The organism is Geodermatophilus sp. SYSU D00758, assembly GCF_054049955.1.
Map to the genome: position 1 here is coordinate 140,782 of NZ_JBJGYK010000001.1, position 12,604 is coordinate 153,385.

Consider the following 12,604-nt stretch of genomic DNA (forward strand, 5'->3'; position numbering starts at 1 on the left):
TCCGGTCTGCGGGGCCCTCTCGCGTTCCCGGCGTGACGAAACCTGCGGGTGATCAGGGGGTTGTCGCCGGTCGGCACGCCGCGGGCGGTGTGCCGTCGAGCAAGAACTCCATGATCACGGGAGGTCAGGCGTCGGCGATCCGGCGCATGGTCTCGACCGTGCGCAGCCGGCCCTCGGCGCTGTCGTCGAGGGGCTGCAGCATGAGGGTCCCCACCCCGGCCTCCCGGAACGCTGCCACCCGCTCCGCGACGTGGGACTCAGGGCCGATCAGCGAGGTGGCCTGCACCAGCTCGTCGGGCACCGCGGCGGCCGCCTCGTCCTTCCGGCCCTCCAGGTAGAGGTCCTGGACCGTGCGGGCCTCGTCCTCGTACCCGTAGCGCCGAGCCAGGTCGTTGTAGAAGTTCTTGCCCCGGGCGCCCATGCCACCGATGTAGAGGGCCAGCGAGGGGCGCACCCGGTCCAGCAGCGACCCGGCGTCCTCGCCGATCGCCACCGGGACACCCGTCACCACCTGCAGCTCCCCGAGGGACGGGTCCCGCTTCGCCCGGCCGGCCGCCAGCGCCTCGCCCCACACCGCCCCGGCCTTCTCCGGCACGAAGAAGATGGGCTCCCACGCCTCGGCGATCTCGGCGGCCAGCTCGGCGTTCTTGGGGCCGATGGCGGCCAGCAGCACCGGGATGCGGTCGCGCACCGGGGTGTTGATCAGCTTCAGCGGCTTGCCGAGACCCGTCCCCTGCTCGGCCGGGAGCGGGATCCGGTACTTCGGCCCGTCGTGGACCAGGCGCTCGCGCCGCCACACCTGCCGGCAGATCTCCACGACCTCCCGGGTGCGCTGCAGCGGGGCGTCGTAGGGGACGCCGTGCCAGCCCTCGATGACCTGCGGCCCGGAGGCCCCCAGGCCCAGGGTGAACCGGCCGTCCGACACGAAGTCCAGCCCCGCGGCGGTCATCGCGGTCAGGGCCGGCGTCCGGCTGTAGATGGGGAAGATGCCGCTCATCAGCTCGACGCGCTCGGTGACCGCGGCCAGGTAGCCCAGCTGGCTCACCGCGTCGAAGGTGTAGACCTCCGCCACCATCGCGAGGTCGAGCCCGGCGGACTCGAGGTCACGGATCTCCGCGGCGGTCTGGCGGAAACCGCCGCTGTAGCTGGCCTGGATGCCGATGCGCACGTCCACTCCCGGGGTCGACGGCGCCACCGTTGGCGCCGGGCCGACCGTAGCGGCCGGTCGGGCGCCGGGTGCGCGGGCTCAGGCGGTGCGGGGCCCGAGCGCGCGGACCACGCCCACGACCTCGGTGACGACGCGGACCCCGTCCACGTCACCGGGCACGCGGCTGGCCGCGCGCGGGTCCGCGAGGTCGACCTTCACGACGTAGCCGGAGTCGCGGCGGGCCAAGCCCACGCCGACCACCTCGGGATCCGCACCGAGCCGCGCGGCGAGGACGCTCTTGGCGGCACGGGCGGCGGCTCGGTCGGTCATGTCGACCATGGTGCCCTGTCGAACGGTCGGAGGACAGTAGAAGGACCCCCTCGCCCCCCCCCGCCTCGCTGCGCTCGCCGCGGGCCCCTGCGAGGGGGCCGCCCCCGCCCCCCGCCTCGCTGCGCTCGCCGCGCGCCCCTGCGAGGGGGCCGCCCCCGCCCCCCGCCTCGCTGCGCTCGCCGCGGGCCCCCGCGAGGGGGCCGCCCGGCCTCCTGCCCTCGGCGGAAAGGGACTCCCCCCGTCAGGAGCCGATCCACTCCAGGCCCAGCACGTCCAGGACGGTCACCAGCGGGTTGGCGTAGGTGACCCCGCCGCCGTTGCTGCCCCCGAACTCGCTGCCGGCGAAGAGCAGCCCCAGCGGTGCGCGGTCGCTGCTCCGCCAGATCACCGACCCGCTGTCCCCGCCGCCGCTGAAGCCCCCGGCGAGGCCCTCGACCTCCACCTGGTCGTCGAAGGTGTGCACCACCCCGTCGTACTGGACCGCGACGCCGTCGACCTCCACCGCGGTGACCCGGCCCCGGGTGTGGCCGGTGGTCCGCCCGACCTTCTCCACGACCTCGTCCGGGTCGATCTCCTCCACCGGCACGGCGAGGGCCCCGAGCGGACCGCCGGGCAGCCGCCCGGGCTCGGCGGGCACCTCGGGGTCCAGGACGGCGACGGCGGCGTCGACCAGGTTCACCCCGCCGTGGGCGTGGAACCGCTCGAAGGCGGCCAGGGCCCCGACGCGGTCGGCGTCCACGCCGCGGTCGGCCGGCCCCGGCTGCAGCACCGGGTCGCCGGCCCGGCCGGTGTCGGTGGCGGCGAGCACGTGGTTGTTCGACAGCATCGCCAGCCGGCCCGCGGCGTGCACGAACCCGCCCAGCGTTCCCGCGCTGACCGCCGCGTGGGCCACGGACACCCCCGGGTGCAGCGGCCGGACCCGGCGCTGCAGGTCCCCCGGCGTGGGGGAGGGGATGGTGGGGGAGGGCAGCGCGCGGACCGTGCCGATCACCCGGACGTCGACCTCGCCGAGGACGGCGTCGTCCAGGCCGGCCAGCAGGATGTCGGCGTCCTCCTTGCTGGCCAGCCGGATGGCCAGGTGGGCCTGCTGCGGCCCGGTGGGGGCCAGGCCGAGCGCCGGCCGCGCCCAGCGGGGCCCACCGAGGCCGCTGGCCGTGACCGGGCCGACCGACTCGGCCAACCGCGTCTCCAGGTGGGTCTTGAGCTCGCGGGCGAGGTCGACGTGCACGGGTGCCTCCGGTGGCGGTGGGTGGGCGTCCTGCCACCGACCGTAGGGCGAGGTACCGACAGTCGCGCGACGGCCGCCGGGCCCGCCCGGGGTCCCGGCCCGGCGAGGGCGGGGCGGGTATGGTCGCCGCACCCGCCCGGCCACCTCGCCGGGTCGGCCGCCGCACCCGGGAACAACCTGCGGGCGGGACCGGTTGACCCGGACGTGCCCGCGCGGACACGGCTGACCAGTGCCCGCCGGGTGTGCCGGACCCCGCTTTGACCGTGTTCCGGCACGCGGGTATCGTGGTCAGCCGTGCCCAGGGTGCCCTGGGCCTGCTCCCGTTCGCGGTGCGCCTGCCGGCAGGTGGTGGCGCCGAGTCGCGGGGGGCGACCGATCCGGTTCGAATCGCCGGCCGGTCCTGGGGAAGGCGACACGCCCGACCGCGGGGACCGGTGGTGGACCACGGCCGGGAGCGGGTACGGCCCCGGGCAGGACCGGCACCCGGCACGACAGAGCACCGTCCACAGCACGACCCAGCGCAGGTAGGAGATCCAGGCCACCCATGCCCACGATCAACCAGCTGGTCCGCAAGGGCCGCGAGGACAAGGTCGAGAAGACCAAGACCCCGGCGCTGAAGGGCTCCCCTCAGCGTCGTGGGGTGTGCACCCGCGTGTACACGACGACGCCGAAGAAGCCGAACTCGGCGCTGCGCAAGGTCGCTCGCGTCCGCCTCACCAGTGGCATCGAGGTGACCGCCTACATCCCGGGCGTCGGCCACAACCTGCAGGAGCACTCGATGGTGCTCGTGCGCGGCGGCCGCGTGAAGGACCTCCCGGGCGTGCGCTACAAGATCATCCGCGGCTCGCTGGACACCCAGGGCGTCCGCAACCGCAAGCAGGCTCGCAGCCGGTACGGCGCGAAGAAGGAGAAGAGCTGACATGCCGCGCAAGGGCCCCGCGCCGCGCCGTCCGCTGGTCGCCGACCCGGTCTACCAGTCGCCGCTGGTCACCCAGCTGGTGAACAAGGTCCTGGTCGACGGCAAGCGCTCGGTCGCCGAGTCGATCGTCTACGGCGCCCTCGAGGGCTGCCGCGCCAAGACCGACACCGACCCGGTGGTCACGCTCAAGCGCGCGCTGGACAACGTCAAGCCGGCCCTCGAGGTCCGCAGCCGCCGCGTCGGTGGCGCGACCTACCAGGTGCCGGTCGAGGTCCGCGCCTCTCGCAGCACCACGCTGGGCCTGCGGTGGCTGATCCAGTACAGCCGCGCCCGCCGCGAGAAGACGATGACCGAGCGCCTGATGAACGAGCTGCTCGACGCGAGCAACGGTCTGGGAGCCGCGGTCAAGCGCCGCGAGGACACCCACAAGATGGCCGAGTCGAACAAGGCCTTCGCGCACTACCGCTGGTAACGCACCTCGACCAGCGCCCGCCGTCGGCGGGAACCCCGGGGCGCTTCTGGATGTCGCAGCCCCGGCGCCCGCACACGGACAACCCGCACGAGGAGAAGTAATGGCCAGCAACGAGGCCCAGCTCGCCAAGACCCGCAACATCGGGATCATGGCGCACATCGACGCCGGCAAGACCACGACGACCGAGCGCATCCTCTTCTACACCGGGATCAACTACAAGATCGGTGAGGTCCACGACGGCGCGGCCACGATGGACTGGATGGAGCAGGAGCAGGAGCGCGGCATCACCATCACGTCCGCCGCGACGAAGTGCTCCTGGAACGGCCACGACATCAACATCATCGACACCCCGGGGCACGTCGACTTCACCGTCGAGGTCGAGCGTTCCCTGCGGGTCCTCGACGGTGCGATCGCGGTCTACGACGGCGTCGCCGGTGTCGAGCCGCAGACCGAGCAGGTCTGGCGGCAGGCCGAGAAGTACGGCGTCCCGCGGATGTGCTTCGTCAACAAGCTCGACCGCACCGGTGCCGACTTCTTCCGCTGCGTCGACATGATGGTCGAGCGGCTCGGCGCCAACCCGCTGGTGCTGCAGCTGCCGATCGGTGCCGAGTCCGACTTCGTCGGCGTCGTCGACCTGGTCTACATGCGCGCGCTCACGTGGCGCGGTGAGACCCAGATGGGCGAGGACTACTCCATCGAGGAGATCCCGGCCGAGCTCGTCGACCAGGCCGCCGAGTACCGGGAGAAGCTGCTCGAGGGCGTCGCCGAGACCGACGACGCGATCATGGAGGCGTACCTCGGCGGGGAGGAGATCTCCCCCGAGACGCTGAAGGCCGCCATCCGCAAGGCCACGATCGCCGCGCAGGTCAACCCGGTGCTCACCGGGACGGCGTTCAAGAACAAGGGCGTGCAGCCCCTGCTCGACGCCGTCGTCGACTACCTGCCCAGCCCGCTGGACGTCGGCGCCATCACCGGCACCGCCCTGGACGGCGAGACCGAGGTCGTGCGGCACGCCGACGAGGACGAGCCGTTCTCGGCCCTGGCCTTCAAGATCCAGACCGACCAGCACCTCGGCAAGCTGACCTACGTGCGCGTCTACTCCGGGCGGCTGGACTCCGGGTCCCCGGTGCTCAACAGCACCAAGGACCGCAAGGAGCGGATCGGCAAGATCTACCAGATGCACGCCAACAAGCGCGAGGAGCGCCAGGGCGTGGGCGCCGGCCAGATCGTGGCCGTCGTCGGGCTGAAGCAGACGACCACGGGTGACACCCTCTGCGACCCGCAGAAGCCGGTGATCCTCGAGTCGATGAGCTTCCCCAACCCGGTCATCGACGTCGCGATCGAGCCGAAGACCAAGAGCGACCAGGAGAAGCTCTCCACCGCCATCCAGAAGCTGGCCGAGGAGGACCCGACCTTCCGCGTCAAGCTCGACGAGGAGACCGGCCAGACGGTCATCTCGGGCATGGGCGAACTCCACCTGGAGATCCTCGTCGACCGCATGCGGCGCGAGTTCAAGGTCGAGGCCAACGTCGGCAAGCCGCAGGTGGCCTACCGCGAGACGATCCGCAAGGCCGTCGAGAAGTACGACTACACGCACAAGAAGCAGACCGGTGGCTCCGGCCAGTTCGCGAAGGTCCAGGTCACCCTGGAGCCGCTGGAGATCAGCGGTGACTCGGCGACCTACGAGTTCGAGAACAAGGTCACCGGTGGGCGGGTGCCCAAGGAGTACATCCCCTCGGTCGACCAGGGCATCCAGGACGCCATGCAGTACGGCATCCTCGCCGGCTACCCGGTCGTGGGCGTCAAGGCCTCGCTCATCGACGGCCAGTACCACGAGGTCGACTCGTCCGAGATGGCCTTCAAGATCGCCGGCTCGATGGTCTTCAAGGAGGCCGCCCGCAAGGCCAGCCCGGCCCTGCTCGAGCCGCTCATGGCCGTCGAGGTCGTCACCCCCGAGGACTACATGGGTGACGTCATCGGCGACCTGAACTCCCGGCGCGGGACGATCCAGGCGATGGAGGAGCGCTCCGGCGCCCGCGTCGTCCGGGCCCTGGTCCCGCTCTCGGAGATGTTCGGCTACGTGGGCGACCTGCGCAGCCGCACCCAGGGGCGGGCGAGCTACACCATGGTGTTCGACTCGTACGCCGAGGTCCCGCAGAACGTGGCCAAGGAGATCATCGCGAAGGCGACGGGAGAGTGAGCATCGCAGGGCCGTCCCCGGCCCGAGGAGCGGAGCGATCCCGGAGCCGAGCCTTGGACTCCGCCAAGGCCACCGGCGAGTGACCTGCCGGGCGGGGTGACCCCGCCCGGCCCCACCCAGCAAGCCCACCCCAGAGTTCGCGCTCACTGCGACACCACGAGGAGAGGAACCCAGTGGCCAAGGCCAAGTTCGAGCGGACCAAGCCGCACGTCAACATCGGCACCATCGGGCACATCGACCACGGGAAGACCACCCTGACCGCGGCGATCACCAAGGTGCTGCACGACAAGTACCCGGACCTCAACGAGGCGTCGGCCTTCGACCAGATCGACAAGGCGCCCGAGGAGAAGGCCCGCGGGATCACGATCTCGATCGCGCACGTCGAGTACCAGACCGAGAACCGCCACTACGCGCACGTCGACTGCCCGGGGCACGCCGACTACATCAAGAACATGATCACCGGTGCGGCGCAGATGGACGGCGCCATCCTGGTGGTCGCCGCGACCGACGGCCCGATGCCGCAGACCAAGGAGCACGTGCTCCTGGCCCGCCAGGTCGGCGTCCCCTACATCGTCGTGGCGCTCAACAAGGCCGACATGGTCGACGACGAGGAGATCCTCGAGCTCGTCGAGCTGGAGGTCCGCGAGCTGCTCTCCGAGTACGAGTTCCCGGGCGACGACGTCCCGGTGGTCCGCGTCTCCGCGCTCAAGGCCCTCGAGGGCGACGCCGAGTGGGGCGACAAGCTGATGGAGCTCATGAACGCGGTCGACACCGCGATCCCCGAGCCGCAGCGCGAGGTCGACAAGCCCTTCCTCATGCCGGTCGAGGACGTCTTCACCATCACCGGCCGCGGCACCGTCGTGACCGGTCGCGTGGAGCGCGGCGTCGTCAAGGTGAACGAGGAGGTCGAGATCGTCGGCATCCGCCCCTCGTCGACCAAGACCACCGTCACCGGCGTCGAGATGTTCCGCAAGCTGCTCGACCAGGGCCAGGCCGGTGACAACGTCGGTCTGCTGCTGCGCGGCATCAAGCGCGAGGACGTCGAGCGCGGCCAGGTCGTCGTGAAGCCGGGTTCGATCACCCCGCACACGAACTTCGAGGGTTCGGTCTACATCCTCTCGAAGGACGAGGGTGGCCGTCACACGCCCTTCTTCAACAACTACCGTCCGCAGTTCTACTTCCGGACCACGGACGTGACGGGCGTCGTGACCCTGCCCGCCGGCACCGAGATGGTCATGCCCGGCGACAACACCGAGATGACGGTCGAGCTCATCCAGCCGATCGCCATGGAGGAGGGCCTGCGCTTCGCCATCCGCGAGGGTGGCCGCACCGTCGGCGCCGGCCGCGTCACGAAGATCATCAAGTAACACCCCGCGACGGGCGGTGGTCGTGACCACGACCACCGCCCGTCCCCGGGTGGCCGTGCGCATGTGCGCACGGACACCCTCCCCGCTGGGGCCAGACCGGATGAGGTCTGCGACCACCCGGCGTTCCCCAGCTACGAACGAACACCGATCGGCAGGAGCAGAGAACAGCGATGGCGGGACAGAAGATCCGCATCCGGCTGAAGGCCTACGACCACGAGGCGATCGACGCCTCGGCGCGGCGCATCGTCGACACGGTGACCAAGACCGGTGCGCGCGTCGTCGGCCCGGTGCCGCTGCCGACGGAGAAGAACGTCTACTGCGTCATCCGGTCCCCGCACAAGTACAAGGACTCGCGGGAGCACTTCGAGATGCGCACCCACAAGCGGCTCATCGACATCCTCGACCCGACGCCCAAGACGGTCGACGCGCTCATGCGCATCGACCTGCCGGCCTCGGTCGACGTCAACATCCAGTAAGGGGGAGTCATGGCGAACTCGTTCCGTGGTCTCCTCGGCGAGAAGCTGGGGATGACCCAGGTCTTCGACGAGAACAACCGCATCGTGCCGGTGACGGTCGTCAAGGCGGGCCCCTGCGTGGTGACCCAGGTCCGGACCCCCGAGGTCGACGGCTACTCCGCCGTGCAGCTCGGCTTCGGTGAGATCGACCCGCGCAAGGTCAACAAGCCCGAGGGCGGCCACTTCGCCAAGGCCGGGGTCACGCCGCGCCGCCACGTGGTGGAGCTGCGCACCCAGGACGCCTCGGACTACACGGTCGGCCAGGAGCTGACCGCGGAGGTCTTCGACGGCGTCGCCAAGGTCGACGTGATCGGCACCAGCAAGGGCAAGGGCACCGCCGGTGTCATGAAGCGCCACGGCTTCCGGGGCCTGGGTGCCGCGCACGGCACCCAGCGCAAGCACCGGTCGCCCGGCTCCATCGGCGGGGCCTCGACCCCCGGTCGCGTCTTCAAGGGCCTGCGCATGGCCGGCCGCATGGGCGCGGTCAAGACGACGACCCTCTCGCTGAACGTGCACAAGGTGGACGCCGAGCGCGGTCTGCTGCTCATCAAGGGCGCCATCCCCGGCCCCAAGGGCGGCCTCGTGCTCGTGCGCTCGGCCGTCAAGGGCGGCCCCGTGGGGAGTGACAACCAGTGACCCAGTCGACAGCCACCCAGACGACGGGGGCCCGGGCCGACCGGCAGGTCGACGTCCGCACCCCGGCCGGGGAGACCACCGGCAGCGTCACGCTGCCCGGCGAGCTCTTCGACGCGTCGGCCAACGTCTCGCTCATGCACCAGGTCGTGGTGGCCCAGCTGGCCGCCGCGCGCCAGGGCACGCACGCGACCAAGACCCGCGGTCAGGTCAGCGGTGGCGGCGCCAAGCCCTACCGGCAGAAGGGCACCGGCCGGGCCCGCCAGGGCTCGACCCGCGCCCCGCAGTTCGAGGGCGGTGGCACCGTCCACGGCCCGCAGCCGCGGGACTACTCGCAGCGGACCCCGAAGAAGATGAAGGCCGCCGCCCTGCGCGGCGCCCTCTCCGACCGGGCCCGCGAGGACCGCGTGCACGTGGTGAGCACCTTCGTCGACGGCGACGCGCCGAAGACCAAGGCCGCGCTGGCCACGCTGCAGTCGGTCACCCAGGCCAAGCGGGTGCTCGTGGTCCTCGACCGCGACGACGTCCTCAACTGGGTCAGCCTGCGCAACCTGCCGCAGGTCCACCTGCTCGAGGCCGGCCAGCTGAACACCTACGACGTGCTCGTGGCCGACGAGGTGGTCTTCACCGAGGCGGCGCTGGCCGAGTTCGTGTCCGGCCCGTCCCGGGACCGCGGCCGCGACCTGCCCGACGTGGCGACCTCCCTCACCAAGGGCGGCGTCCCGTCGATCGCCCCGGCCGAGGGCGAGGGCACCGTCGAGACCACCGAGGCGCCCGACCCGCAGGCCACCCCCCGGACCCCGGGCCGCGCCGTGCCGGCGGAGGACGTGACCACCGCGTCCGAGGCCGCCCGCGCCGAGGTGCCCGCTGACGACACCGACGACGCGGAGGAGACCAAGTGAGCGTCCGCGACCCCCGGGACGTGCTGCTGTCCCCGGTCATCTCGGAGAAGAGCTACGGGCTGCTCGACGAGAACCAGTACACGTTCCTGGTGCTGCCCGAGGCCAACAAGACCCAGATCAAGATCGCGGTCGAGCAGGTCTTCGACGTGAAGGTCCTCGGCGTGAACACGATCAACCGCCAGGGCAAGCGCAAGCGCAGCCGGGGCAACCGGATGGGCCGGCGGAAGGACACCAAGCGGGCGATCGTGTCGCTCGCCCCCGGCGACCGCATCGAGATCTTCGGCGGGCCGGGCGCCTGAGGCGCCCGCGCCCAGTGACCGGACCAGAGAGAACAGACAGGGACTGAGTCAGAAATGGCTATCCGCAAGTACAAGCCGACGACGCCGGGCCGCCGCGGTTCGTCCGTCGCCGACTTCGCCGAGGTCACCCGCGACCATCCCGAGAAGTCGCTGGTCCGGCCGCTGCACGGTCGCGGCGGGCGCAACGTGCACGGGAAGGTGACCGCGCGCCACCAGGGCGGCGGGCACAAGCGGGCCTACCGGCTGATCGACTTCCGCCGGGCGGACAAGGACGGCGTGCCGGCCAAGGTGGCGCACATCGAGTACGACCCGAACCGCACCTCGCGGATCGCGCTGCTGCACTACGCCGACGGGGAGAAGCGCTACATCCTCGCCCCGGCGCGGCTCAAGCAGGGCGACACCGTCGAGTGCGGGCCCGCGGCCGACATCAAGCCGGGCAACAACCTGCCGCTGCGCAACATCCCGGTCGGCACCGTGGTCCACGCCATCGAGCTGCGGCCCGGTGGCGGGGCGAAGATCGCCCGCTCGGCCGGCACCAGCGTCCAGCTGGTGGCCCGCGAGGGGCGGCTGGCGCAGCTGCGCATGCCGTCGGGCGAGATCCGCAACGTCGACGTGCGCTGCCGCGCGACCGTCGGCGAGGTGGGCAACGCCGAGCAGTCGAACATCAACTGGGGCAAGGCCGGCCGCATGCGGTGGAAGGGCAAGCGCCCGACCGTCCGCGGTGTCGCCATGAACCCGGTCGACCACCCGCACGGTGGTGGTGAGGGCAAGACCTCCGGCGGCCGGCACCCGGTCAACCCGAAGGGCAAGCCGGAGGGCCGCACGCGCAAGCGCAAGGCCAGTGACGCCCTGATCGTGCGCCGCCGGCGCACCAACAAGAAGCGCTGAGCGGGCCAGAGGGAGCACGAGAAGACATGCCACGCAGCCTGAAGAAGGGCCCGTTCGTCGACGACCACCTGCTCAAGAAGGTGGACGCGCAGAACGAGAAGGGCACCAAGACCGTCATCCGGACCTGGTCGCGCCGCTCGACGATCATCCCCGACATGCTCGGGCACACGATCGCCGTGCACGACGGCCGCAAGCACGTCCCGGTCTTCGTGACCGAGGCGATGGTCGGGCACAAGCTCGGCGAGTTCGCACCCACGCGCACCTTCCGTGGGCACGTCAAGGACGACCGCCGGTCGCGCCGCGGCTGACCAGGTAGAGAGAGTTCAGACAATGACTTCCCAGGTGGGACAGGAGGCGCCGGTCGCCCGGGCAACCGCCCGGTTCGTCCGCGTCACCCCGATGAAGGCACGGCGGGTGGTGGACCTCGTCCGCTACCTGCCGACCGACGAGGCCCTGGCCCTGCTGCGCTTCGCGCCGCAGTCGGCCAGCGAGCCCGTGGCCAAGGTCGTCGCCAGCGCCGTCGCCAACGCCGAGCACAACCTGCGGCTGGACCCGGCCGCGCTGGTCGTGAGCGCGGCGTACGTCGACGAGGGCCCGACCCTCAAGCGCATCCGCCCGCGGGCCCAGGGCCGCGCGTACCGGATCAACAAGCGGACCTGCCACATCACGGTCGAGGTCAGCGAGGTGACCGCCAGCGAGGAGCTCGCCGGCAAGTCGCGCACGGCCCGCCGTCGCACCGGGCAGTCCGGCCCGGCCACCCAGCAGTCGAAGGGCAACACGAGGGGAGGGACCCGATAGTGGGTCAGAAGGTCAACCCGCACGGGTTCCGACTGGGCATCACCACCGACTACAAGTCCCGGTGGTACGCCGACAAGCTGTACAAGGACTACGTCAAGGAAGACGTGGCCATCCGCAAGCTCATGAGCAAGGGCATGGAGCGGGCGGGCATCTCCAAGGTGGAGATCGAGCGCACGCGGGACCGCGTCCGCGTCGACATCCACACCGCCCGGCCGGGCATCGTCATCGGCCGGCGCGGCGCGGAGGCCGACCGCATCCGCGGCGAGCTGGAGAAGCTCACCGGCAAGCAGGTGCAACTCAACATCCTCGAGGTCAAGAACCCCGAGGCCGACGCCCAGCTCGTCGCCCAGGCCGTCGCCGAGCAGCTGTCCAGCCGCGTCAGCTTCCGGCGGGCCATGCGCAAGGCCATGCAGTCGGCCCAGCGCAGCCCGCAGGTCAAGGGCATCCGGGTGCAGTGCTCGGGCCGCCTCGGCGGCACCGAGATGAGCCGCTCGGAGTTCTACCGCGAGGGCCGCGTGCCGCTGCACACCCTGCGCGCGAACATCGACTACGGCATCTACGAGGCCCGCACGACCTTCGGCCGCATCGGCGTGAAGGTCTGGATCTACAAGGGTGACGTCAGCGGCTCGCGCGCCGAGCGCGAGGCGCTGGAGGCCCTGGCCGCCCGTCAGCAGCGTCGCGAGCGCTCGCAGCGGCCGCGCCGGTCGGGCTCCTCGGGCACCACCGCCGGGGGCACCGAGGCCGGCCGCGCCGCGGCCGAGACCTCCACCGGTCCGGCGACCGCCGAGAGCGCGGTGGCGACGACGTCCGGCGACGCCACCGCTCAGCAGACCGTCGCCGAGTCCGCGGGTGCCCAGGGTGCCGCCGCGGCCGAGAGCGCGGCCACCGAGAACACGGAGGGCTGAC

Annotated in this window: 15 protein-coding genes; 12 read left to right on the forward strand and 3 right to left on the reverse strand. The window is 71.6% G+C overall.

Going from position 1 to position 12,604, the window contains the following annotated elements; all coding sequences use genetic code 11:
- Positions 1-124: 124 nt before the first annotated feature.
- From ACI8AC_RS00725 to ACI8AC_RS00735, 3 genes are all read right to left on the reverse strand, one after another.
- On the reverse strand, positions 125-1,168 hold the full coding sequence (locus ACI8AC_RS00725; RefSeq protein ID WP_456894272.1) for an LLM class F420-dependent oxidoreductase: 1,044 nt from the start codon (positions 1,166-1,168) through the stop codon (positions 125-127).
- A 78-nt stretch (positions 1,169-1,246) separates the two neighbouring features.
- Positions 1,247-1,477 carry a hypothetical protein gene (locus tag ACI8AC_RS00730; RefSeq protein ID WP_456894274.1) on the reverse strand — a complete coding sequence of 77 codons (231 nt, stop codon included), beginning with the start codon at positions 1,475-1,477 and terminating at the stop codon, positions 1,247-1,249.
- Positions 1,478-1,718: 241 nt separating this feature from the next.
- Positions 1,719-2,705 carry a hypothetical protein gene (locus ACI8AC_RS00735; RefSeq protein ID WP_456894276.1) on the reverse strand — a complete coding sequence of 329 codons (987 nt, stop codon included), beginning with the start codon at positions 2,703-2,705 and terminating at the stop codon, positions 1,719-1,721.
- Positions 2,706-3,249: 544 nt separating this feature from the next.
- On the opposite strand from ACI8AC_RS00735, the gene rpsL reads away from it, so the two are divergent.
- The 12 genes from rpsL (at position 3,250) to rpsC (ending at position 12,603) form a co-directional block, all read left to right on the forward strand.
- A complete protein-coding gene (gene rpsL / locus ACI8AC_RS00740; protein WP_012950487.1) occupies positions 3,250-3,624 on the forward strand; it encodes a 30S ribosomal protein S12 in 375 nt (124 codons plus the stop codon).
- Position 3,625: 1 nt separating this feature from the next.
- Positions 3,626-4,096, forward strand: coding sequence for a 30S ribosomal protein S7 (gene rpsG, locus ACI8AC_RS00745; protein ID WP_117375616.1), 471 nt, complete (start codon positions 3,626-3,628; stop codon positions 4,094-4,096).
- 100 nt (positions 4,097-4,196) lie between these two features.
- Positions 4,197-6,296: an elongation factor G gene (fusA, locus tag ACI8AC_RS00750; protein ID WP_456894279.1), complete on the forward strand. Its 2,100-nt coding sequence runs from the start codon at positions 4,197-4,199 to the stop codon at positions 6,294-6,296.
- Positions 6,297-6,469: 173 nt separating this feature from the next.
- Entirely contained in the window at positions 6,470-7,663 is a 1,194-nt protein-coding gene (gene tuf, locus ACI8AC_RS00755; RefSeq protein ID WP_117375618.1) for an elongation factor Tu, read from the forward strand.
- Between the two features lie 170 nt (positions 7,664-7,833).
- Complete coding sequence (gene rpsJ, locus ACI8AC_RS00760; RefSeq protein ID WP_014742859.1) at positions 7,834-8,139, forward strand: 30S ribosomal protein S10; 306 nt, start codon at positions 7,834-7,836, stop codon at positions 8,137-8,139.
- A 9-nt stretch (positions 8,140-8,148) separates the two neighbouring features.
- Positions 8,149-8,814, forward strand: coding sequence for a 50S ribosomal protein L3 (gene rplC / locus ACI8AC_RS00765; protein WP_456894282.1), 666 nt, complete (start codon positions 8,149-8,151; stop codon positions 8,812-8,814).
- A complete protein-coding gene (gene rplD, locus ACI8AC_RS00770; RefSeq protein ID WP_456894284.1) occupies positions 8,811-9,713 on the forward strand; it encodes a 50S ribosomal protein L4 in 903 nt (300 codons plus the stop codon). The genes rplC and rplD overlap by 4 nt, the downstream gene beginning before the upstream one ends.
- Complete coding sequence (gene rplW, locus ACI8AC_RS00775; RefSeq protein ID WP_117375621.1) at positions 9,710-10,012, forward strand: 50S ribosomal protein L23; 303 nt, start codon at positions 9,710-9,712, stop codon at positions 10,010-10,012. Before rplD ends, rplW begins: the two co-directional genes overlap by 4 nt.
- 54 nt (positions 10,013-10,066) lie before the next feature.
- Positions 10,067-10,900, forward strand: a complete 834-nt coding sequence (gene rplB / locus ACI8AC_RS00780) for a 50S ribosomal protein L2 (RefSeq protein WP_117375622.1) — start codon at positions 10,067-10,069, stop codon at positions 10,898-10,900.
- A gap of 26 nt (positions 10,901-10,926) precedes the next feature.
- Positions 10,927-11,208 (forward strand): 30S ribosomal protein S19, encoded by a 282-nt coding sequence (rpsS, locus tag ACI8AC_RS00785; protein WP_089402109.1) that lies wholly within the window; start codon positions 10,927-10,929, stop codon positions 11,206-11,208.
- Between the two features lie 34 nt (positions 11,209-11,242).
- A complete protein-coding gene (rplV, locus tag ACI8AC_RS00790; protein WP_456894287.1) occupies positions 11,243-11,698 on the forward strand; it encodes a 50S ribosomal protein L22 in 456 nt (151 codons plus the stop codon).
- Positions 11,698-12,603: a 30S ribosomal protein S3 gene (gene rpsC, locus ACI8AC_RS00795; RefSeq protein ID WP_456894289.1), complete on the forward strand. Its 906-nt coding sequence runs from the start codon at positions 11,698-11,700 to the stop codon at positions 12,601-12,603. The genes rplV and rpsC overlap by 1 nt, the downstream gene beginning before the upstream one ends.
- Position 12,604: the final 1 nt, after the last annotated feature.